Source organism: Calidifontibacillus oryziterrae, assembly GCF_000331575.1.
In the GTDB taxonomy this organism is placed as follows: domain Bacteria; phylum Bacillota; class Bacilli; order Bacillales; family Bacillaceae_J; genus Calidifontibacillus_A; species Calidifontibacillus_A oryziterrae.
In genome coordinates, this window is the sequence record NZ_ANOK01000005.1 from 238348 (window position 1) to 262211 (window position 23864).

Annotated in this window: 24 protein-coding genes and 1 riboswitch; of the genes, 2 read left to right on the forward strand and 22 right to left on the reverse strand. The window is 37.0% G+C overall.

The window, feature by feature from the left end; all coding sequences use genetic code 11:
• Window position 1: 1 nt before the first annotated feature.
• The 4 genes from pcrB to D612_RS0105615 all read right to left on the reverse strand — a co-directional run bounded on the left by pcrB (window position 2) and on the right by D612_RS0105615 (window position 3969).
• On the reverse strand, window positions 2-691 hold the full coding sequence (gene pcrB, locus D612_RS0105600; RefSeq protein WP_017754513.1) for a heptaprenylglyceryl phosphate synthase: 690 nt from the start codon (window positions 689-691) through the stop codon (window positions 2-4).
• A gap of 103 nt (window positions 692-794) precedes the next feature.
• Window positions 795-1103, reverse strand: coding sequence for a YerC/YecD family TrpR-related protein (locus D612_RS0105605; RefSeq protein WP_017754514.1), 309 nt, complete (start codon window positions 1101-1103; stop codon window positions 795-797).
• A gap of 4 nt (window positions 1104-1107) precedes the next feature.
• A complete protein-coding gene (locus D612_RS0105610) occupies window positions 1108-2199 on the reverse strand; it encodes a DUF3048 domain-containing protein (RefSeq protein ID WP_017754515.1) in 1092 nt (363 codons plus the stop codon).
• Between the two features lie 27 nt (window positions 2200-2226).
• Complete coding sequence (locus D612_RS0105615; protein WP_017754516.1) at window positions 2227-3969, reverse strand: adenine deaminase C-terminal domain-containing protein; 1743 nt, start codon at window positions 3967-3969, stop codon at window positions 2227-2229.
• A gap of 130 nt (window positions 3970-4099) precedes the next feature.
• Between D612_RS0105615 and D612_RS0105620 the strand changes: the two genes are divergently transcribed.
• A complete protein-coding gene (locus D612_RS0105620) occupies window positions 4100-4396 on the forward strand; it encodes a YgaP family membrane protein (protein WP_026092407.1) in 297 nt (98 codons plus the stop codon).
• A 337-nt stretch (window positions 4397-4733) separates the two neighbouring features.
• Here D612_RS0105620 and purD read toward each other — a convergent pair whose 3' ends face one another.
• From purD to D612_RS0105690, 14 genes are all read right to left on the reverse strand, one after another.
• Complete coding sequence (purD, locus tag D612_RS0105625; RefSeq protein ID WP_017754518.1) at window positions 4734-6002, reverse strand: phosphoribosylamine--glycine ligase; 1269 nt, start codon at window positions 6000-6002, stop codon at window positions 4734-4736.
• A gap of 211 nt (window positions 6003-6213) precedes the next feature.
• Window positions 6214-7752 carry a bifunctional phosphoribosylaminoimidazolecarboxamide formyltransferase/IMP cyclohydrolase gene (gene purH / locus D612_RS0105630; RefSeq protein ID WP_017754519.1) on the reverse strand — a complete coding sequence of 513 codons (1539 nt, stop codon included), beginning with the start codon at window positions 7750-7752 and terminating at the stop codon, window positions 6214-6216.
• A 100-nt stretch (window positions 7753-7852) separates the two neighbouring features.
• The gene (purN, locus tag D612_RS0105635; protein WP_017754520.1) at window positions 7853-8416 is read right to left on the reverse strand and encodes a phosphoribosylglycinamide formyltransferase; all 564 of its coding nucleotides are present in this window, start codon (window positions 8414-8416) and stop codon (window positions 7853-7855) included.
• Window positions 8416-9453, reverse strand: a complete 1038-nt coding sequence (purM, locus tag D612_RS0105640; protein ID WP_017754521.1) for a phosphoribosylformylglycinamidine cyclo-ligase — start codon at window positions 9451-9453, stop codon at window positions 8416-8418. Before purM ends, purN begins: the two co-directional genes overlap by 1 nt.
• A gap of 77 nt (window positions 9454-9530) precedes the next feature.
• The gene (gene purF, locus D612_RS0105645) at window positions 9531-10955 is read right to left on the reverse strand and encodes an amidophosphoribosyltransferase (RefSeq protein ID WP_017754522.1); all 1425 of its coding nucleotides are present in this window, start codon (window positions 10953-10955) and stop codon (window positions 9531-9533) included.
• Window positions 10940-13159 carry a phosphoribosylformylglycinamidine synthase subunit PurL gene (purL, locus tag D612_RS0105650; protein WP_017754523.1) on the reverse strand — a complete coding sequence of 740 codons (2220 nt, stop codon included), beginning with the start codon at window positions 13157-13159 and terminating at the stop codon, window positions 10940-10942. Before purL ends, purF begins: the two co-directional genes overlap by 16 nt.
• Window positions 13143-13829, reverse strand: coding sequence for a phosphoribosylformylglycinamidine synthase subunit PurQ (gene purQ, locus D612_RS0105655; protein WP_017754524.1), 687 nt, complete (start codon window positions 13827-13829; stop codon window positions 13143-13145). The genes purL and purQ overlap by 17 nt, the downstream gene beginning before the upstream one ends.
• Complete coding sequence (gene purS / locus D612_RS0105660; protein ID WP_017754525.1) at window positions 13826-14080, reverse strand: phosphoribosylformylglycinamidine synthase subunit PurS; 255 nt, start codon at window positions 14078-14080, stop codon at window positions 13826-13828. Before purS ends, purQ begins: the two co-directional genes overlap by 4 nt.
• A gap of 2 nt (window positions 14081-14082) precedes the next feature.
• The gene (purC, locus tag D612_RS0105665) at window positions 14083-14793 is read right to left on the reverse strand and encodes a phosphoribosylaminoimidazolesuccinocarboxamide synthase (protein WP_017754526.1); all 711 of its coding nucleotides are present in this window, start codon (window positions 14791-14793) and stop codon (window positions 14083-14085) included.
• Between the two features lie 67 nt (window positions 14794-14860).
• On the reverse strand, window positions 14861-16153 hold the full coding sequence (gene purB / locus D612_RS0105670; protein WP_017754527.1) for an adenylosuccinate lyase: 1293 nt from the start codon (window positions 16151-16153) through the stop codon (window positions 14861-14863).
• 16 nt (window positions 16154-16169) lie between these two features.
• Entirely contained in the window at window positions 16170-17294 is a 1125-nt protein-coding gene (purK, locus tag D612_RS0105675; protein WP_017754528.1) for a 5-(carboxyamino)imidazole ribonucleotide synthase, read from the reverse strand.
• Entirely contained in the window at window positions 17284-17778 is a 495-nt protein-coding gene (purE, locus tag D612_RS0105680; RefSeq protein WP_017754529.1) for a 5-(carboxyamino)imidazole ribonucleotide mutase, read from the reverse strand. The genes purK and purE overlap by 11 nt, the downstream gene beginning before the upstream one ends.
• A gap of 282 nt (window positions 17779-18060) precedes the next feature.
• Window positions 18061-18162, reverse strand: a riboswitch (purine riboswitch).
• 89 nt (window positions 18163-18251) lie between these two features.
• The gene (locus tag D612_RS0105685; RefSeq protein ID WP_017754530.1) at window positions 18252-18452 is read right to left on the reverse strand and encodes an NETI motif-containing protein; all 201 of its coding nucleotides are present in this window, start codon (window positions 18450-18452) and stop codon (window positions 18252-18254) included.
• On the reverse strand, window positions 18421-18990 hold the full coding sequence (locus tag D612_RS0105690) for a DUF2179 domain-containing protein (RefSeq protein WP_017754531.1): 570 nt from the start codon (window positions 18988-18990) through the stop codon (window positions 18421-18423). The genes D612_RS0105685 and D612_RS0105690 overlap by 32 nt, the downstream gene beginning before the upstream one ends.
• Before the next feature lie 272 nt (window positions 18991-19262).
• On the opposite strand from D612_RS0105690, the gene D612_RS0105695 reads away from it, so the two are divergent.
• Window positions 19263-19697 carry an Hsp20/alpha crystallin family protein gene (locus D612_RS0105695; protein WP_017754532.1) on the forward strand — a complete coding sequence of 145 codons (435 nt, stop codon included), beginning with the start codon at window positions 19263-19265 and terminating at the stop codon, window positions 19695-19697.
• Between the two features lie 165 nt (window positions 19698-19862).
• Here the strand turns inward: D612_RS0105695 and D612_RS0105700 are convergent, their stop codons facing one another.
• From D612_RS0105700 to D612_RS0105715, 4 genes are read right to left on the reverse strand one after another with little or no spacing between them, the layout of a single operon-like run.
• Window positions 19863-20828 (reverse strand): siderophore ABC transporter substrate-binding protein, encoded by a 966-nt coding sequence (locus D612_RS0105700; RefSeq protein ID WP_017754533.1) that lies wholly within the window; start codon window positions 20826-20828, stop codon window positions 19863-19865.
• 56 nt (window positions 20829-20884) lie between these two features.
• Window positions 20885-21643, reverse strand: a complete 759-nt coding sequence (locus D612_RS0105705) for an iron ABC transporter ATP-binding protein (protein WP_017754534.1) — start codon at window positions 21641-21643, stop codon at window positions 20885-20887.
• Complete coding sequence (locus D612_RS0105710) at window positions 21637-22587, reverse strand: iron chelate uptake ABC transporter family permease subunit (protein ID WP_017754535.1); 951 nt, start codon at window positions 22585-22587, stop codon at window positions 21637-21639. Before D612_RS0105710 ends, D612_RS0105705 begins: the two co-directional genes overlap by 7 nt.
• On the reverse strand, window positions 22580-23530 hold the full coding sequence (locus D612_RS0105715) for an ABC transporter permease (RefSeq protein ID WP_017754536.1): 951 nt from the start codon (window positions 23528-23530) through the stop codon (window positions 22580-22582). Before D612_RS0105715 ends, D612_RS0105710 begins: the two co-directional genes overlap by 8 nt.
• Between the last annotated feature and the right edge of the window lie 334 nt (window positions 23531-23864).

The following is a 23864-nucleotide window of genomic DNA, read 5'->3' on the forward strand; positions in this document are numbered from 1 at the left end:
CTTACACCACCTTCGTAGCATGAACTGTTCTTAATGCTGATTTTATATCATGATATAGTAAGTTCCCAACAACTATTGTATCTGCAAATTGTGCCATTTCAGCAGCATCTTTTTCATTTTTTATTCCGCCACCATAAAACAGTTGTGTATTATTTAATGAAGACTTAACCTTTTGGACAATATCCGGATCACCATATGTACCACTGTATTCTAAGTAAAAGATCGGTAAATGAAACATTCTTTCAGCTAGCTGCGCATAGGCAATGATATCCTCTAATACCAATGAGGTTTGTGCCTCAGTTAGCCTTGCTACTTTTGAATCTTCATTCAGGATACAATAACCTTCAACAATCATCTCATCCCAATTCATTATATCACCATACTCTTTAATGGCTTCATGGTGATAATCAACAATCCACTTTTTATTACAGCTATTTAAGACTGTTGGAATAAAGTAAAAATCGAATCCTGGTGTAATCGCTTCTAACGTTGAAACCTCTAAAACACAAGGAACAGTATATTTCCGAACTCTTGACAGCATTGAAATCGTATTATCAAACGTTATACCATCACTTCCACCAATTATGACAGCATCAGTGCCTGATTCACAAATCGCTTCTAGATTCTGATCTGAAATTTCCTTATTTGGGTCTAGCTTAAAAACATGCTTCCATTTTTTTATATCATACATGAACAAATTCCTCCTGAGACACTACTAAAGGGTATTATACCAAATCTAACAAAACAAAAAAGCCGAACTCATAATGAGAAATCGGCTGTATATTTATGTAAATTCATTCTTTTTGCTTCGCTTTACTATCAACACGATCTAAAGCCATAATATAGGCATCATTACCGTAATTTAAGCAGCGCTTTACTCGTGATATTGTTGCCGTACTTGCACCTGTCTCCGTTTCAATTTTATGGTATGTAAACCCATCTCTTAGCATCCTCGCAACCTCTAACCTCTGTGCTAATGATTGTATCTCATTAACTGTACATAAATCATCAAAAAACCGATAGCATTCTTCAAGATCATTAAGAGATAGTATTGCTTCAAAAAGCTGGTCAAGTGATTTTCCTCTCAATTTGTCAATTTGCATGGTTTCACTCCTCGTTTTCGATACCAAAAGAAATCATTTTTTCTAGACCAGGACTATCAGGAATTACATTTATCCATGTCTTACCTGGGGAAAGAGCTACTACTTCACCATTAATATAAGGAATTATACGTCCATCATTATTTTCCCAAATAATATCTCTTACAATACCATGTTGGATTATGTATCCTCGCCCACTACCATCTAGCTGTATATCTCTTCGTCCCTCATTATCAATAACTTTATGCGGTGCTTCAATAATTAAAACATTATTTACTTCAATTGGAGTATCTGTCTCCCTATCTTTACTTTGTTCATCATTAGTAAATCTTTGGTATTTTTTCGACTTTTCATCAAATTTAAAACTAGTGTTATAATAAGGACCATAATTTATCATGATGTCTTTTGCAGGTTTCCCACTTATCTTTGGAATTTCGTTTTCTGTCATAAACAAATACGGTTCAACATTTTGCGTAAGTGAGTAATTTCTTCGATCTGCCCCTCTAATTAACTCTTCTTTAGTTGTATACACATTATGAGGTGCTTTTCGAAAATTAACCCTATAAAAAAATTCATCATCTGCGTATCCTGTTCTTAAAATCCCGCCAATATAGTCCATCATTTCCATGTCACGTAGTAATAGAAAAGCTTCAGGACTACCACCATAGGCTACATATATTGAACCATATCCATTACTTAAATGAATAAAATAATCCCTTGCACTTCGCACTGGCCCAACCACATCTGGCAGTTCGCTTTGATATAACGCTAAATACCTTGTTATTTCCCATTCGGATAATATTTCAAACACGATATCTGCCTTATGAAGCCCAGATTGAGGCCTTGCAGTTGAATGATTATTAACCATCACCGCAAAAATGCGCTGATTTATTTGTTCATTTGTTCCGATACCAGTTAAAGGATATATATTTGAATAGTTTTGTTTAAAAAACGTCTCCTCACTCTCAGAATCCTCGATGTATTGTATTTCCGGTTGTTCTATTGGTGCGTTTACTTGTTTCTCTGAACTACAGCCTATCAACGATATTAATAATGCCGTAATTCCAAGTACAAGTACCATTTTAATTGTCTTTTTCATTAGGACACAACCTTATACTTTATCAGTTTAACGCATAATTGAAGGGAAGAGTACTACTTTTTTCATAACATCAAATATTCCTTGCGGTGTTACGCGAATATATGGCAAATGTGTTGACGATAAGAATAACAATGTATAAACAGGGTCAATAAATGGATAGCCCCTTTCACGAAGAAGATCAAACAACTCTTGTTCATCTCCCATTAACTCATTAATGCTCTTATTAGACATTACTCCAAGAAGAGGTAACCTTACTTCATGAATAACTTCGCCATTTTCTACAAGAACAAAGCCACCACCCATTTCTTTCATCCGCTTAAATGCTTTTAACATATCTTGCTTATTCTTTCCAATTAACACGAAATCTCCAGTATTTGAATAGGAGCTCGCAAATCCCGATACTTTGCTAGCAAACCCTTTTAAAACCGTGTTTATTCTCCACTTGCCATTTTTGTCAATAAGCATTAAAAAACTCTCATCATGATCCATTGATAATGTATCCATTGATGCGTCAATCGTTACTGAATACGGTTTTGTAATCACTGAATTTACCATTTCCATTCCAAACGGCATCGAAAATTGTAAGTCATCCATGGTTAAATCCCAATTAAAATTAAGCGGCTCTATTCCATAATTGTCCCAAGGGAACGATTCCACTTGATTTACAGCTTGGCCATCCCTTTTAACCCATTGCCCTTTTGCCAATACAGATACGGGCTTTGGATTTCTGATATCCTCTAAAAAGTTTAAATGAGCAATCCTTCCAGGACCGATCATCCCATGAAGATGATCAATACCATAGTGCCTAGCTACATTATAGGAAGCCATATTATAAGCATCTATCTCTGGAATTCCCTTTTCGATGGCGATTTGAATCATTGTATCAATCACACCATCTTTATAAAAATTGGGCGGCGAGCCATCAGTTGTAAAGATTATTCGATTATATTGATCAATGCCTTCGTCTTTCATTTCATCCAAGAGCTTTGGTAAATCTGGGCGGATGGATGAATAACGTAGCGATACAGTATAGCCTTGAGTTAGCCTCATTAATACATCTTTTCCAGTCATTGACTCATGGTCACAGTCAACTCCAAGTAACCGCATTTTTGTTAATGTATTTTCCGAAGCACCTGGTAAATGACCTTCTATTGGCTTCCTTAATCGCTTTGTTTCTTGCATCCAGTGGAGCAGAAAATCATCGCCATCCATAACCTTAGGCCAAGAAGTCAATTCTCCACCTTGTAGAACTAGGTCATGTTCTAACCAATCGTTAATGGCTTCTGGAGAAAAAATTTGGTCTTCACCTGGTATTTCAGTTTGTGGATCATAGCGACACCACCAATATTGCGTAGTAGGCAGCTTATTTAAATCCTCTATAAGCGAAAACGCTTTCTTTTTAGGCAAATGCAAAGCAAACAATAAGTTATCATTAATAAATGTAGTTGTTCCTCCTTGCGATGCATATTGAGAAAACGTATGGGGATTATATAACTGAAAAGGATGGGCATGTGGTTCGATATAGCCAGGGACAACAAATAAGTCTTGACAGTCAACTATTTCAGTTTCATGCGTATTTTTCGGAAGGTCCTTGCCGACATAAATAATTCGATCCTCGTAAATCCAAATATTTGCCGTCATCCACTTATGCAAGGCTTGATTTAAATATGTAGCGTTTTTCAAAACTATAGATGGTGAACTCTTTCCATTAATGACAGCAATTTGTTCACGAATTTGCTTTGTCCTCCATCTGTATGGCTGGTCAGGCATTGTTATCCTCCATTCATGATTCACTATATATTGTTATCGTACCATATTTCATATTTTAACGCACTAAAGAGAGTATTAAATTTTAATAAAAATCGACAATATTTTTACGTAACGAAGGAGGAATTGTATGATGATGGTTAAACCTAATATTGGGCTTGTAAATGCTTTAGTTCGAATCACTTTTGGTTTTACAATTTTGGCTTGGGCAACTGCAAAAATGGTGAAACGCCCATGGCGTAATTCTTATTTTTGGGTTGCATTGATGGCTGGGATGAAAATTGCCGAAGGAATCACTAGATTTTGTCCGCTGACGGCGCTTTTTGAACGTTATCAAGAAAATCTGCTACCAAATGATACTACAAATAATAATGATAACGCGAGTGAGCCTTTAGTTCAGGAAATAGCGAATTCGATTACAAACCCTTAATAACAGCAGCCCAAAACCAGACTGAACCTCTTATGCCTAAAGCCACGGGTGTTCTGGGCTGAGGAACAAATTCGCAAGCGCCCTGCTTAGCGACGTAAAAATAAGAGCGCATCGACTGAGATAAAGGAAACACGACGAGGGATGAGTCGATGTTGACTTATCGCAAAAGAGATGAGCGAAGTTTACTAGTCGCGGGTGCTGGAGCTGGACGACTACACTCTTTGCTATAGTATTTATCCACAGGATCAAATTTTATAATTTCCTACAGAATAATAAAAAAAACAAGCCACAGAATAAAGCGACTGTGGCTTGTTAAACTTAAACTTTTTATGATTTTTTATAAAGAAGCATGTGCGATAGCACGATAGCCAATATCTTTTCGATAAAATATTCCATCGGAATGGAGCATTTCTAATTGTTTATATAACTGTTTTTGCGCTTCCGCTAAATTGTTACTTCTAGTTGCTACAAGTAGGACACGACCACCGTTCGTAACAAATCCTGCATCTGACTTTTTTGTACCGGCATGAAAAATGAAAACATCATTTGTCATTTCATCCAAGCCATTTATGACGTGGCCCTTTTCATAATCGTTTGGATAGCCCTTTGAAGCAATGACAACACCTAAAACTGCATCGTTAGTCCACCTTAACTGTACGGGCTTATCATCTAATATATCATTAATAAGTTGTGCAAGATCATTTTCTAAGCGAGGTAAAACTACCTGTGTTTCCGGGTCACCAAAGCGTGCGTTAAATTCAATCACCTTAGGCCCATCCACCGTTAATATGAGTCCCGCATATAATATTCCCGTAAAGGAGCGATTTTCAGCAATCATCGCGTCTGCAGTTGGCTTTAAAATGGTTTTAACCGCTTCATCTAAAACTTCTTGCGGTATTTGTGGAACTGGGGAATAAGCGCCCATACCACCTGTGTTTGGTCCTTGGTCGCCATCATAAGCACGTTTATGATCTTGAGAGATGACCATAGGATATACTTTATTCCCTTTTACAAATGCCATAAATGAAAACTCTTCACCATCAAGGAATTCTTCAATGACAACTTTGCTGCTAGCCTCTCCGAATTTCGCACCCTTCATCATTTCATCAATGGCAGCTAACGCATCTTCAAGTGTCATCGCAACGACGACGCCTTTCCCAGCAGCTAAACCGTCAGCTTTAATAACAATTGGCGCACCTTGTGCTTCGAGGTAGGCTTTTGCAGCTTCATATTCAGTAAAGGTTTCATATTTACCTGTTGGAATATTGTATTTTTTCAATAAGTCCTTCGTAAATGATTTGCTACCTTCAATGATTGCTGCTTCTTTCCGTGGACCGAATACTCGCAAACCCTCTTCTTCAAAACGGTTGACTATACCCTCTGATAATGGTGCTTCTGGACCAACAAATGTAAGCTCAATGCCTTTATCCTTTACAAATTGTACAAGCTCATCATGTTCACTTTCATTAATAGGGACCAACTGTGCTACATCTGTCATTCCATCATTACCAGGTGAAACATATACTTGTTCTACTTGTGAACTTTGGGCAAATTTCCATGCCAAAGCGTGCTCACGTCCCCCACGCCCAATTACAAGAACCTTCATTACAGTTCACTCTCCTTGAAACGATGAATTTACTCGCTCATTTTGGCTATTCAATCACAAAATCGGCAATTTATTCTAGAGATTTTGCGTTTTATTCACGAATTAGAGTACTTTACTCACAAATTTCAGCTCTTTACTCACAAATTGCACCATTACTTACTAATATCGCTTTATTACTCACGAAATTTGATCAGTAAGCCTTATTATACTTTTAATGTTTAAAATGGCGAACCCCTGTAAATACCATAGCGATTCCGTATTCATCGCATTTTTTGATTGAATCTTCATCACGAATTGAACCGCCTGGTTGGATGATTGCTGTAATGCCTGCTTTTGCTGCTTCTTCTACTGTGTCTGGCATAGGGAAAAATGCATCTGATCCTAATGCTGAACCCTTCGCTTTTTCACCTGCTTGCTCGATTGCAATTTTTGCAGAACCAACACGATTCATTTGTCCGGCACCCACACCGATTGTCATATCATCCTTCGCAAGTACAATCGCATTTGATTTCACATGCTTAACAACCTTCCAAGCTACTTTCAAGTCTTTCCATTCTTGCTCTGTAGGTTGGCGCTTTGTTGGAATTGTGATTGTTGCTTCGTCTAAGCCAAATGAATCTTCGTCTTGAACGAGTAAACCACCATGAATCGTCGTTAATTTCTTTTCAACTTTTGCTGCTTTTTCAATAGGTAGTGTTAACAAACGTAAATTTTTCTTAGCTGATAAAATTTCAACAGCCTCCGCACTAAATGAAGGAGCAATAATAATTTCTAAGAAGATTTCCTTCATTTTTAATGCAGTCGCACCATCGATTTCACGATTTGCACAAATAATTCCGCCAAAAATTGAGACTGGATCTGATTCATACGCTTTATCATATGCCTCTTCAATCGTTGTGCCTACTCCAACACCACAAGGGTTCATATGTTTAACAGCAACAACCGCTGGCTCCGTAAATTCTTTCGCAATTTGTAGAGCAGCATCGCCATCATTAATATTGTTATAGGATAACTCTTTACCTTGTAATTGAGTTGCAGCAGCAATTGAACTGTTTGAACTTAATGGTTTTTTGTAGAACGCTGCTGTTTGATGAGGATTTTCTCCATAGCGTAAACCTTGAACCTTCGTATAAGTCACTGTTAATGACTCTGGATAGTCTTCACCAGTTTGCGCAGTTAAGTATTCACCAATTACTGCATCATAAGCTGCTGTATGGCGGAATACCTTTGCTGCTAATTTGCGCTTCGTTTCAATTGAAACGTCTCCACTAGCTTGTACTTGTGCTAGCACGTCATCATAATCTGCTGGATCAACAACAACTGCAACATCCGCATGGTTTTTCGCAGCTGAACGAAGCATTGTTGGACCCCCAATATCGATGTTTTCAATTGCTTCTGCATATGTAACATCTGGTTTTGCAATTGTTGCTTGGAACGGATAAAGGTTAACAACAACTAAATCAATTGGTGTAATTTGATGATCTGAAAGTGCTTTTTCATGCTCTTCATTACCACGAACTGCAAGCAAAGCACCATGAATATTAGGATGTAATGTTTTTACACGGCCATCCATAATTTCTGGAAATCCTGTAACCTCAGAAATACCGATTACTTGAATGCCATTGTCTTGTAATGTTTTAAATGTTCCACCTGTTGAAATTACTTCAACACCCTGTTCTACAAGCCCTTTTACAAACGGGACAATTCCTTGCTTATCCGATACACTAACTAATGCACGCTTTATTGCCATAATCAATCTAACTCCTTTACAAAAAATGGAATGGTAAGCTAGGCCGTAGAGCTAACTAACCATCTTGATTTTTTTAATTAACTGGTGTTTTTCGTCTAGCCTACTGAAATAGATTCGATAATGTGTTTACATATAATTGGTGTTCAACCTTTTGAATTTTTTTCTGAAGGTCGTAACGCGTATCCATCTCATCTATTTTCACGGCCTCTTGGGCAATGATTGGTCCTGTGTCCATACCTTCGTCAACATAATGAATCGTAACCCCAGTTACCTTCACCTTCGCATCAAATGCTTGTCCAATTGCATCTTTACCCGGGAACGACGGCAAGAGCGAAGGATGAATATTAACTATTTTCCCTTCAAAAGATGACAACAACGTTTTCCCTATTAACCGCATGTATCCTGCTAATGCAATAAATTCAACTTGTTTCTCTTCTAATTCTTGTAATATTCTAGCCTCATACTCTGCCTTACTTGTAAATTCCTTTGGTGATAGGACTAGTGCAGGGATACTTGATTGTTCAGCGCGTTCAATACATTTAGCCCCAGGCTGATCACAAACTAGTAAGCTTATCTCACAGTCTAGCTTCCCTTCCTTTGTCGCATCGATAATTGCTTGAAAATTCGTACCTGACCCTGAAGCAAAAACTGCGATTTTTTTCATTACAGCTTCCCTCCAGTAAATGATACTCCTTCACCTTTAACAGTACGTCCAATCACATACGCTTTTTCTCCGCAAGCATGTAGTTTTTCAATAACTGCTGCTGCATCACTACCACTTACAACAACAACCATACCAATGCCCATATTAAACACATTAAAAAGCTCATTACGATTTAGCTTTCCAACATTTTCAATAAACTCAAAGATTGGTAGAATCGGCCATGAACCATTTTCAATTTCTACTCCAATTCCTTCCGGTAGCATCCTTGGAATATTTTCAATAAAACCGCCACCTGTAATATGAGCTAATCCTTTTAAGTCAAATTGCTTCATCGTTTCTAACAATGGTTTGACATATATTTTTGTTGGTTCAAGTAGCTCTTCACCAAGTGGGCGTGATAAGCCCTCGTATTGTTTTGACAAGTCAAGACCACCATCTGCTAACAATACTTTGCGGACTAATGAATAACCATTACTATGAATACCGCTTGAGGATAGGCCAATTAGAACATCTCCCGCTTCAATCCGCTCTCCAGTTATTAATTTAGACTTCTCAGCTACCCCGACTGCAAAACCAGCTAAATCATATTCATTTATATCGTACATCCCCGGCATTTCCGCTGTTTCTCCCCCAACTAGCGAACACCCTGCCTGCTCACACCCTGTCGCGACGCCTTTCACAATCATTTCAATTCGTTCAGGAACAGCTTTTCCGCAAGCAATATAATCTAAGAAATAAATTGGCTCTGCACCTTGGACGACAATATCATTGACACACATAGCGACACAATCAATTCCTATTGTATCGTGCTTATCCATCATAAATGCAAGCATTAGCTTAGTACCAACACCATCTGTCCCAGATATTAAGACCGGCTCTTTTACATTCATTTTGGAAAGATCAAACATACCGCCAAAGCCGCCTAAACCGCCCATTACTTCTGGACGAATTGTTCTTTGAACATGTTTCTTCATTCGATTAACTGACTCATAGCCTGCTTCAATATCAACTCCGGCATTCTTATAAGCATTTGACATTTGTTAATCTCCTCTTCTTATGCTTTATTACAATATAGTTCCCCTACTTGCACATTGAAGTAGGGGACATAGCAGCATTAATTGCCACTAACAATTGTTTGGGATTTCCCGCTTTTTTCAGGATAAATTTCAGTAGGATATTTTCCTGTAAAACAAGCTAAGCATTGTCCACAATTTTCCTCATTACTGTTTCTTCCAATTGCTTCTAGTAATCCATCTGTTGAAATAAAAGCAAGTGAATCTGCACCAATTTCTTGACGAATCTCTTCAATTGTCATCGAAGCTGCGATTAACTCTTCTCGTGAAGATGTATCGATTCCATAAAAACAAGGATTTTCAATTGGTGGCGAACTAATGCGCACATGAACCTCTGTTGCTCCTGCGTCACGCAATAATTTTACAATTCTTCTACTCGTTGTGCCACGCACGATTGAATCATCTACCATGACAACCCGCTTACCCTCAACTACCCCTCGTACTGGTGAAAGCTTCATCTTCACTCCACGTTCACGCATTTCTTGAGATGGTTGGATAAATGTTCGACCAACATAACGATTTTTTAATAATCCTAATTCATACGGAATACCTGTTGCTTCAGCATAGCCAATTGCTGCCGAAATACTTGAATCTGGTACCCCTGTTACAACATCGGCTTCAACCGCTGCTTCCTCAGCAAGCTTTTTCCCTAATCTTTTACGTGCACTATGAACATTCACACTATCAACATTACTGTCAGGTCGAGCAAAATATATATATTCCATACTGCAAATCGAGCGATTGACATTTACAGTAAAACGCTCAGAACGCATACCTGTATCATCGATAATAATCATTTCACCTGGAAGTACATCACGTTCATACGTAGCACCAATTACATCAAAAGCACAAGTCTCAGATGCAATCACATAGGCACCATCAAGACGTCCAATTGATAATGGCCGGAAACCATTCGGATCAAGTGCCGCAATTAGTTTATTTTCTGTCAAAATGATATAGGCATATGCACCTTTTAACATTGGTAAAGAGTTTTTCACTTGCTCCTCAATATTAAGAAATCCGCCGCGTCTAATTAAATGAGCAAGCACTTCTGTATCTGACGACGTTTGAAAAATTGAACCTTGAAATTCTAATTGCCGTCTTAATGCAATTGCATTGACAAGATTGCCGTTATGGGCTAATGCTAAACTGCCAGATTGTGAATTGAACAAAAGTGGCTGTACATTTTCATATCCTTTATCACCAGCTGTCGAATAGCGAACATGACCGATAGCAGCATTACCTTTTAAGCTCTCAAGTTCACCCAGACCAAAAACCTCAGTTACCAAACCTAATCCTTTGGAAATTTTTAGAGTTTCTCCATCTGTTACAACAATACCTGAACCTTCTTGACCGCGATGTTGAAGACTATGCAAGCCATAATAAGTCAAGTGTGCTGCGTCAGAATGCCCCCACACCCCAAACACGCCACATTCTTCATTTAACCCTTTTATTTCAGCAAGCATGGGATTGCTCCTTTCCAGGCATCCTTCATGATGCTTGTTTGAATAGATAACAATTCTTTGTTTGAGTCGTCTGAGATTGTAAGATTACCAGCTTCTGTGACTTCACCAACCAAACTAGCATTTACAATTGTTTCAAATTGTTCTTTATTATCTTTCTTTACAGAAACGATAAACCGCGATTGTGATTCACTAAATAAGGCTGAAACTGCGTCACCGCTTAGTTGAACATCGGCACCTAATGTTTCGTTATCCATCAAACATTCGGCGAGCGCTACAGCTAAGCCTCCTTCCGCAACATCATGTGCAGATTGAACAAGACCTGATTTAATTGCTGTTAATAATTGTTGCTGACGATTTACTTCAATTTCTAGATCTATTTGTGGTGCTTTACCAAAAATGCGTCCCTCGAGCAGCTTTTGGAGCTCACTTCCACCAAATTCAGGCTTCGTATCACCTAATACATAAATGAGGTCGCCTGCTTGTTTAAAATATTGCGTTGTAATATGGTCAACATCTTCTATAAGTCCAACCATTCCAACAACTGGTGTTGGATAAACGGCTACGCCGTTCGTCTCATTGTATAACGAAACATTCCCACCGATTACTGGTGCACTTAAAGCTTCACAAGCGGCACTCATTCCATCAGTAGATTTTTCAAGCTGCCAGAATATTTCTGGTTTCTCTGGATTACCATAGTTTAAGCAATCAGTAATTGCTAACGGCTCACCACCGGAACAAACAATGTTACGAGCTGCTTCACTTACTGCGATTTTGCCCCCTACCTCCGGATCAAGATATATATAGCGAGAATTACAATCCGTCGTCATTGCTAATGCTTTTCTAGTTCCGCGCACTCTTAATACGGCAGCATCCGATCCTGGTGCCACTACTGTATTTGTACGAACCATATAGTCATATTGATCATATACATATTCTTTACTTGCAATTGTAGGCTGGCTTAATAATTGCAATAACGTTTCTTTATAATCCTTTACAACTGGTATATATGGAGCGAGAGATTGGAACTCCTGATAGTAAGCTGGCTCTTTCGATGGCTTATGATAGACAGGAGCATCCTCCGCTAAAGCATCAACGGGAACATCAGCCACTACCTCCCCTTTATGAAGAAGACGTAGCATCTTATCATCTGTTACCTTTCCGATTGCAACTGCTTCAAGTCCATACTTTTCGCATATATCAATAATTTCTTGTTCGCGTCCTTTTTCCACAACTAAAAGCATCCGTTCTTGTGACTCGGATAACATCATTTCGTACGCTGTCATTCCTGTCTCGCGTTGTGGAACTAGATCAAGATTCATTTCAATACCAGAACCCGCTTTACTTGCCATCTCACTTGATGAAGATGTTAAACCAGCAGCACCCATATCTTGAATACCAACTAGTGCGTCATTTTTAACAATTTCCAAGCACGCTTCAAGCAGAAGTTTTTCCATAAATGGATCACCAACTTGAACAGCTGGGCGTTTTGCTTCTGACGCTTCATTTAATTCCTCTGATGCAAATGTTGCACCGTGGATTCCATCGCGCCCAGTTGCTGCACCTACATAAATGACGGTATTGCCAACACCTTTAGCCTGACCCTTTTTAATATCTTCATGATTAATTAAGCCGACACACATTGCATTAACAAGGGGATTGCCATCATAAGAAGGATCAAACTGAACCTCTCCACCTACTGTCGGAATCCCAATACAGTTTCCATAACCCGCAATACCATGTACCACTTCATCAAATAAATATTTTACGCGCGGCGTTGTTAACTCCCCAAAACGAAGCGAGTTTAACATTGCAATTGGGCGAGCACCCATTGAGAATACATCACGAATAATACCACCTACACCTGTCGCTGCCCCTTGGTATGGCTCAATAGCTGATGGGTGATTGTGACTTTCAATTTTAAAAACGACCGCTTGATTATCACCAATATCTACGATACCAGCACCTTCACCCGGACCTTGTAGTACTCTTTCACCACTAGTTGGGAATTTTCTTAACACTGGTTTTGAATTTTTATAACTACAATGCTCTGACCACATGACCGAAAATAACCCTAGTTCTGTATAGTTCGGTAGGCGCCCAAGAATATTTTCTACTAATGCGAATTCTTCATCACTTAATCCCATTTCACGATAAATGGCTTCGTTTTTAATTTGTTGTGCTGTTGGCTCAAGAAGTAACGACATGTGCTTCCCTCCAATTTCTTAAAATCGATTGAAATAGTTTTAATCCATCTGCGCTACCTAACAATTCGCTTACAGCACGCTCTGGATGAGGCATCATGCCTAATACATTTCCTTTATCATTCATAATTCCAGCGATATCTGCTTTCGATCCATTTGGATTTTCACCATGATAGCGGAAGACGATTTGATTGTTTTCTTCTAACTGTTTCAGCGTTGCTTCATCACACTCATAGTTTCCTTCACCATGAGCGATTGGAATAGAAATTATATCTCCTTGTGAATATTCACTTGTAAACATCGTATTGTTATTAACAACTTCAAGGTCTACAGGGCGACACATAAATTTCAGATTTTTGTTACGCTTCATTGCTCCTGGAAGAAGTCCAGATTCTAATAGAACTTGAAATCCATTACACACTCCTAATACAGGTTTACCCGCTTCAGCAGCTTGGATAACAGCTTCCATAATGTTCGAGAAACGAGCGATTGCTCCACAACGAAGATAGTCACCGTAAGAAAACCCACCTGGGAGAAGGATTGCATCAAATCCGCTTAAATCTGATTGTGTATGCCACACATATTCCACTTCTTCCCCTAGCTCATCCTTAATCGCATGATACATATCAATATCACAATTGGAACCCGGGAATACTACAACTGCATACTTCACTGAGCGACAACCTCCTCAATTTCGTAACGGTAGTTTTCAATAACAGGATTTGAAAGTAAACGATCACACATTTCTTTTACTTTTTCTTCAACATTTTCAGTTCCATCAGCAAGTGTTAATTCTAAATATTTACCAATTCTTACATCTGTTACATCGTTATAAGACATGCTATGCAGTGAATTTTTCACCGCTACTCCTTGTGGATCTAATACACTTTCTCTTAATGTTACATACACCTTTACTTTAAACATAATTACTCGCCCCCTAAACGTTTTAATATTTCTTCATATGCATCTGTTAAATTACCTAAGTCCCGACGAAATACATCTTTATCAAATTTTTGATTTGTATCCTCGTCCCAAAGCCTGCAATTATCAGGTGAAATCTCATCAGCCAAAATAACTTCACCAGTCTCGGTTACTCCAAATTCAAGCTTAAAATCTATTAATTTAATTTTTCTGTCTAGGAAAAATTGAAGAAGAATAGCATTGATCTTAAGTGCCATTTCTTTAATAGTGGCTAATTGTTCATCTGTAGCCAAATCTAATGCTTGGATATGGTCATTGTTTAATAATGGATCGCCTAATTTATCATCTTTGTAATAGAATTCAATTATTGTATTTTTTAAGGCAACTCCTTCTTCGATACCTAGTCTCTTCGCTAGACCTCCTGCGACAACATTGCGTAACACAACTTCTAGTGGAATAATCTTCACTTTTTGAACGATCTGCTCTGTTTCAGAAAGTTTTTCTACAAAATGGGTGGGTATTCCATCTTGCCCCAGCTTTTCATATAAAATTGTTGTAATTGCGTTGTTTAAACGGCCTTTTCCACTAATAGAGTCTTTTTTTACACCGTTAAAAGCAGTAGCATCATCTTTAAACTCAATTAGCACAATATTTTTATCAATTGTTTCATATATTCTTTTCGCTTTGCCCTCGTATAAAAGCCTTCCTTTTTCCATTTTCGGTTCCCCCGTATCCTGAACATTATGAATGAATTGTATAGAGAGGTACATAAGTACCCCATCTTTATAGACCTAGACGTTCAAATATTAAATCAACATTTTTCAGATGATAGTTATAATCAAAGCAATCGGCAATTTCTTCAGGAGTTAATCTACTAGTGATTTGCTCTTCCGCTTCAATTAAAGGTCTAAACTGAATTTGGTTATCCCAAGCTTCAGCCGTTTTTGGTTGAACAAGGTCATAAGCAGCTTCTCTTGACATTCCTTTTTCTATTAGCGCTAACAGTACGCGTTGCGAATAAATTAGGCCAAAAGTCCTTTCCATATTGCGCTTCATATTTTCAGGGAACACCGTTAAGTTTTTCACAATATTTGTAAATCGATTTAGCATATAGTTAAGTGCAATTGTAGCATCTGGTAATATTACACGTTCTGCAGAAGAATGAGAGATATCTCGTTCATGCCACAGAGGAACATTTTCATAGGCCGTCATCATATAACCACGAATCACACGAGCAAGTCCTGCCATGTTCTCAGAACCTATTGGATTTCGTTTATGTGGCATTGCCGAAGATCCTTTTTGACCCTTTGCAAAAAACTCTTCAACCTCACGTGTTTCGCTTTTTTGTAAGCCACGAATTTCTACTGCAAATTTCTCAATTGATGTTGCGATAAGAGCAAGTGCCCCCATATAATCGGCATGACGATCACGCTGTAATGTTTGTGTTGAAATCGGGGCAGCTTGAAGACCAAGATTTTCACAAACATATTGTTCAACGAAAGGATCAATGTTTGCATACGTACCAACAGCACCAGAAATCTTGCCAACTCGAATTCCATCTGCAGCCTGTTTAAATCGCTCAAGGTTTCGCTTCATTTCTTCATGCCACAGCGCTAGCTTCAAGCCAAATGTCGTTGGTTCAGCATGGACACCATGAGTTCGTCCCATCATAACAGTATACTTGTGCTCCCGTGCTTTATCCTTCAGGACGTTTATAAAGCTTTCAATATCTTTTAAGAGAATTTCATTTGCCTGTTTCACTAAATAAGATAAAGCAGTGTCAACAACGTCCGTTGAAGTTAATCCATAGTGAACCCATTTTCTTTCTTCACCAAGTGTCTCTGATACAGCACGTGTAAATGCAACTACATCATGGCGAGTATCTAACTCAATTTCATTAATGCGATCAATGTTAAATGATGCATTTTCACGGAGCTTCTTTACATCCTCTTTCGGAATTTCACCAAGTTCAGCCCATGCTTCACATGCCAATATTTCAACCTCAAGCCATGCTTTATACTTATTTTCCTCTGTCCAAATTGCTTTCATTTCAGGACGTGTGTAACGTTCAATCATCAATATAGTCCCCCAGTCAGTTCCAAATCTTTAGTTTCTTATATTTTTGCAAAGCTTCATCAACAGTATTTGCTAAAATATTTAAATGACCCATTTTCCGAGCTAATTTTGCTTCTGCCTTTCCATATAAGTGCAACTTACAATCAGAAAATTGGTCAATATTTGCTAACACAGGTTCTACATGCTCACCTAATATATTAGCCATCACAACTGGTTTTAATAAATTTGTTTCTCCTAATGGCCAACCACAAATAGCACGAACATGTTGTTCAAATTGACAAGTTTCACATGCATTAATCGTATAATGCCCAGAATTGTGTGGTCTTGGAGCTAATTCATTTATAAATATTTCATTATCTATTGTTAGAAACATTTCTACTGCAAGGGTACCAATCATATTTATAGAGTTAGCTAGCTTAATAGCTTCCTGAGTTGCCTTACACGCTATCTCATCATCAATTCTTGCTGGAACAATCGTTTGTGACAAAATATTATTGACATGAATATTTTCTGCTACTGGAAATGTTCGAACCTCTCCAGATACACTTCTTGTCACAATAACCGATAACTCCATTTGAAAAGGGATCCATTTTTCTAGTACACATGATCCATAGTTGAGGAGTTTTTGCGCATCATCAATATTTTTTTTCTCTTTTATAACGACTTGACCCTTTCCGTCATAGCCGCCCCTACATGTTTTTAATACAGACGGTGTGCCGATTTCTTTAAGGCCTTTATGTAAATCTTCAATATTGTTAACGAGGAAATACGGGGCAACGTCTCCACCACTAACGGTTATAGCTTTTTTCTCGTTAGCGCGATCCTGCGTAATTTTAATAAGTTCGCTTCCTTGCGGTAAATAAGCATTTTTCTCAAGCCAGCTTAAAACGTCGTGGTCCACATTTTCAAATTCATAAGTGATCACATCACTCACTTCAGCTAATTTTTTTGCAGCAGATAAATCATCGTAAGGAGCATTAATTTCAATATCTGCAACTTGAGCACATGGGGAATCGATAGTTGGCTCCATAACCGCAATACGATAGCCCATTTCCTTTGCAGCAATTGCCATCATTCTCCCTAACTGTCCACCACCAATGATGCCGATTGTTTGTCCTGGTAGAATTCTTTTATTTCCCAAGCTGATCACTACTTTCAATAACGTCTTGTCGAGTTTTTTCTCGTCTATTAACTAATCGTTCATCAATTTCAGGGTATTGAGTACCGAGAATTTGCGCCGCCATAAGCCCAGCATTTGTAGCACCGGCTTTCCCTATTGCTACAGTTGCTACTGGTACGCCACCTGGCATTTGTACAATTGAAAGTAATGAATCTAATCCATTAAGTGCTTTCGATTGAACAGGCACACCAATAACAGGTAAAGTTGTCTTTGCCGCAACCATACCTGGTAGATGAGCCGCACCACCTGCACCTGCAATAATCACTTTAATTCCTCGCTGTTTGGCTGTCTCTGCATACTCAAACATTAAATCTGGGGTACGATGTGCTGATACGACCTTCTTTTCGAACGGAATGTGACACTCTTCTAATATTTGACACGCATGTTCCATCGTGGTCCAATCAGATGTGCTTCCCATAATAACCCCGACTAAAGGCTTTTCCATGGTAATCCTCCTATATATAATGAACTTTAATTAAATGCTTCGAATAACCACTTAACCTGATGTATTAGGTAAAATGTGTATTGGTTATTCCGATAAAAAAAGCCCAGGATAGAAACTTTCTTTACGGAGAAAGCAATCTAACCTGGACATGATGAACATAAGAAAGACACAACTTTCGCTCAAATGGCGAAAATTCATTTTCTCTCTTACTGATAGTCGCTAGGATATCCAAATCAGTACAAAGAAAAAACGAGCCGTTTCCTTATGTTGGTCAAGTCACTGATGGTATATTACCTTCCCCATAGTCTGATCATTTACGGTAATCAGGTAGAAACTTTTGGGCCATATTCCCAATGATATATGAGGCAATTGTTGGCTATTTCATTTTTTCTACTTCATCTTAACAAGCAATCTATAAATATGTCAATAAATATCGAACAATTTTATTTTTACATGAATCCAATGTTCGGTTTTTACTTTTGCACACCTTCAAAAATAATTTTTTGACTATGAATACGTTGACTAATTTTATTTCCTTCCTTTACTTCAATGAAAATCGGTTCCTCCACTCTTCTTATTGGTCGATACCCCTCAAGTTCCATTCTTTTTAAACAGTCCACAATCGTTTCATTTTGTTGGACTTCAAATTTTTTCTTTTTCGGTTTGTTGCTCATGTTTCAATCTTCCTTTTTTCACTGATTTCACCCAAAAACCACCGTAAATTGTTTTTGGCTCAAAAGCAATAATGAATGCCTTTGGATCAATTTCTTTTATATGCTTATAGAGAGCGGATTCTGATTTTCTTGGAGTTAAAATCTGCATAGCTAACCGATCTCCTTCCATTCCATACGCCATCCAGCTCGTAACACCATAACCCTTTTCTCTTAGAAGCTTTGTGAAGGGCTTGTCCCATTCCTTCGTAATTACATTCACGGTAATGTAACCGAGGGCTAACTTTTCTTCTATTTTCATCCCCGCTAAAACCCCTAAACCATATCCTATCGCATATGCAATTAAATTTTGGATTTGATTTAGATTATCTAATACAAGTCCTAAACCTACGACATAAATTACAACTTCAACTGTGCTTATCATTGCTGCTGCATAACGCTGACCCTTTAATGTTAAAATCATTCGAATGGTAAAAAATGATACATACACAATATTAATAATAAGAATTATTGTAACCATAACAAATGAATTCTCTAACACTTTACAGTGGTCACCACCTTTTTCAATTTTGATATTTCCTTATTCTACACTAATGAATTTCTGTGTTCAAATTCTAAAATACGGCGGATTTACCCTTTATTTTATCACTTATTTCTCTAAATAATTGAAATAAAAAAGACATACACCCATTCTTAGCCATATCATATACTAATAACAAATTTAGTTATAGGTTGTTCGAAACTCTAGTTCGATATCCTAGCTTATTGACACATCAAATTAGTCTATGTCAAATATAAAAAGGGTGGTGTACCATGGATCCTTTTAAGAACTGGCAAGATTGGCAAAAAAGCCTTGATACGTTTTTTGGGGATGAGTTTTTATCTAACTTTGAAGGCTTTTTTAAATATAAGCATTTCCCCTTAGTCAACTTGTATCAAACAGAAAATGAAATATTACTACTTGCTAGTATTCCAGGCTTGGATGATATCAATAATGTTGATGTTTATGTTGACTATCAATCTATAGAACTGAAAGGGAATGTAAATCTTCGTTATAAAGGCTTCAGATTAGTTCAAGATGAACTTTTTAACGGTTTCTTTGAAAGGAAAATAGATCTACCTTTTGCTGTAAAAGAGGACCGTATAGACGCAGCCTACCATAACGGTATCCTTATCATTCATCTATATCGCCTTATTCCAGACAATCAGAAGAAGCAACGGATATCTATTAAAAAAATTGATGAATAAGAATTACTAACTGTGATGTAATCAGCGTTTTAAATAAATGTTTAATTCAATAATGTAAAAACTTATTTATTTGATATTCTCTTATCTTCTTAATCTGAATCGCGAGTTTACTAGGATAAAAAAAAGACTGATCCAATTCAATTTGGATCAGCCACCTTATACTATTTATTCAACGGAAACCTCGATGCTTTTAATCATTTCTGATACTGAAATCAGTCCTCCACCTGATAAATACCAGTAATTCGGGTCTAAATAAATGATCTTTCCATTTTTATAGGCGTTTGTTTGTTTCACTAATTCATTTTCAATCGTTTGCTTTGCTGATGATTCTGTTCCAATCGCTGCATCACGATCCACTACAAAAAGATAATCGGGGTTTTTCTCGAGAATATATTCAAACGAAACATTTTGTCCATGAGTCGATACTTCGATATTTTCATCTGCTGGCTTAAATCCTAAAACGTCATGTATAACACCGAATCTTGATCCAGGACCATAAGCACTAATATTTCCTGCGTTTGCTAGGATTACTAACGCACTTCCCCCTGTATCAGTGGTTTTATCATGCACCGGTTGAACCATTTCACTTATTTTTGAAATTTCTGCATTAACAATGTCTTCTTTACCATAAATTTGACCAAGAATATTCATGTTTTCCGTGAATGATTTCATATAGTTTGCATAATCAATTTCAAAATATAGTGTTGGAGCAATTTCATTCAATTCCTCATACATATCCACTTGTCTTGTCGAAACAATAATTAAATCTGGGTCAAGTTCACTGATTTTCTCAAAATCAGGTTCTTTTAGTCCTCCTACATTTTCATATTTTTCGTCATTATATTTTGATAAGTAAGAAGGTATATTAGCCTTTGGTACTCCTGTTACTTCCACACCCATTTTATCCAATGAATCTAAAATTCCAAAATCAAATACAACGACCCTTTCAGGATTTTTCGATACGGTTGTTTCGCCTAGCTTATGTGTAAAAGTTAATTGTGAAGCTTCTGTTGATGCTTCTGATGATACACCATTGTTAGCAGCTGCATCTTCGTTGTTTTTTGTACCACAAGCAGCCATTATCATAGTTAAAGCTAATACGAGTATCATTATTAGTGTATTTTTTTTCATCCTCTTCACCTCATTATATTTTTTGTATTTTTTTAAGTTTTTTACCAAATTGTTTTTTATGAAAAATAAACACAAATTTTATTACAATTAATATCTTTTATACACATATCCATATCGTATATTTCTTTTAAAGCCTTTTCGTTAATGATTTCATGAGTAGGCCCTTCTTTAATTATTTTTCCGTTTTTTAATGCAACAATATAATCCGAATAACAAGATGCAAAGTTAATATCGTGTATTACAATAACAACGGTTTTTCCAAGTTCATCCACTAATCTTCTTAATACTTTCATAATTTGAACTGAGTGCTTCATATCTAGGTTATTTAGCGGCTCATCTAAAAGAATATAATCTGTGTTTTGCGCAATAACCATTGCAATATACGCTCGCTGTCTTTGCCCACCACTCAACTGATCAAGATATTTATCCTGCATATCTTTTAGTTCCATATAGTCGATTGCTTCATCAACATGTTTCCAATCTTCTCTTGTAAGTCTGCCTTGTGAATACGGAAATCGGCCGAAGCTAACTAAGTCTTTTACCGTTAAGCGGATATTAATATTATTGGATTGTTTAAGGATTGATATTTTCTTCGCTAGCTCCTTACTTTCCCATTGGCCAATATCTTTGCCTTCTATTGATATTTTCCCTTGGTCCTTCTTAATCAACCGGCTGACCATCGAGAGCAATGTGCTTTTCCCAGCTCCATTTGGTCCAATAAATGATGTTATTTTCCCTTTTGGAATTTTTACAGAAACATCTTCAACAACAAATTTATTTCCATACCTTTTTGATACTTCTCTAACCTCTACCATGCTTTACTCCCCTTTAATAGAAGATATATAAAGTACACTCCACCAATAAAATTAATAATGACACTTAATGTTGTTGCAAACGTAAATACCCTTTCTACGATTAGCTGGCCTCCAACTAAGGCAATGATACTAATTAAAATTGAACCTAATATCAAATAATTGTGTTGATGTGTTTTCATAAATTCATGAGCAACATTAGCTACTAACAAACCTAGGAAAATAATCGGGCCAACAAGCGCCGTTGATATCGCTACAAGAATTGCAACAACTATTAGTAACCTTTGTACAACATAATCGTAATCAATCCCTAAGTTTACGGCTTGCTCCTTTCCAAGTGAAAGTACGTCTAAATACTTCGTAAATTTATAGCTATACATTGCAACAAATAAAACTGTTATAAATGCTATGATTAATAAATCCGTATTCACATTATTAAAGCTTGCAAACATTCGGTCTTGAACAATTAAAAATTCATTAGGATCAATAAGTACTTGCATAAATGATGAAATACTCTCGAAAAAAGTCCCGAATATTAATCCTACCAATAATAAGAAGTAAATATTTTGTCCTTCTCTTTTAAACAGTAGTTTGAACAAAATACTAGCAAATAAAATCATTAGTACTACTGAAATCATAAAGTTTATATTTTTATCAGCAGCAGTTAGACTAGTTGAGCCAAATACAAATATGATTAAGGTTTGGATAAGCATATAAAGAGAATCTAGCCCGATTAAACTAGGGGTTAAAATTCTATTATTTGTAATCGTTTGAAATACCATTGTTGAAAAAGCAATGACTGAACCAGTAAGTATGATCGCGAGAACCTTCTTCGCTCTTCGCGGAAGAACGTAATCCCAGTTACTACCAAGGTCAATAAATAAAAACAACAATACTAAAATGATTGAAATTATTCCTAAAACAATTAATTTTTTGCTGCTACTCATAGGCGTTTCTCCTTAACAACAAATAAAGAAAGATTCCACTGCCGATTACACCTACCATCACACCTATGGCTATCTCATAAGGATAAATAATAATCCGACCTAAAATGTCGCAAATTAATACAAATGCTGCTCCTAGAAGTGCTGTATGAGGGAGATTCTTTTTCAAATTATCCCCCTGATAAATCGTAACGATGTTTGGAATAATTAATCCTAAAAACGGGATAATCCCAACAGTTATTGTTACTACCGAAGTGACAAGCGCAACAATGACCAACCCAATATTTACGATTTGTTTATGATTAAGACCTAGATTGATCGAAAACTCTTCGCCCATTCCAGCAATCGTAAACTTATTTGCATATAAATAAGCAATAATTACTAGCGGAATACTAATGTATAGTAATTCATACCGTCCTTGGATCATTAAGGAAAAATTACCTTGAAGCCAAGAGGACATATTTTGAACAATATTATTTTTATAAGCAAAAAATGTTGTAATGGAGCCTACAATACTACCAAACATTAATCCTACTAACGGAATAAAGATTGCATCTTTAAACTTGATCTTGTCTAGTATCTTCATAAATATAAAAGTTCCAGCTAAGGAAAAAACAAACGCTACAAGCATTTTTTCAAGTGGACTAGCCGAAGTGAAAATTATAAGAGATACTAAAATACCTAATCGCGCTGAATCCTCAGTACCTGCTGTCGTCGGCGAAACGAATTTATTTCGTGTTAGCTGCTGCATAATAAGCCCACAAATACTCATACTAATTCCTGCAATTATGATACTCATTAACCGCGGAAACCTACTCACAAACAAAATTTGATACTGTTCTTCACTTAAACGAAATAAATCAAATACCGATAAGTCCTTTGCACCAATAAATAGCGATGTAATTGATAATATGACTAATGCAATTACTAAGTAACGTTTCTTCATATTAACCCCTAACTTTCATATCCCAGTTGTTTAAACCTATCCTATATATATTTAAAACAATAAATTATTATGATAATGAATCTCATTATCATCTTACTGGTATTGAGATTCATTGTCAATTAGATTTTGAATAAAAATATAAAAAGCCATTCATCCATTTTTTACCGGGGTCAGGCTCCTAGGTGGCACCCTCTATGGACACCACTGTGGATACCGCTATGGATACCGCCCTGGCACCTTGGTGTAATGATATTATAATTTCCTATACAAAAAGAGTAGTGGTTATTTCCACTACTCTTTCGCTTCGCCTGGCAACGTCCTACTCTCACAGGGG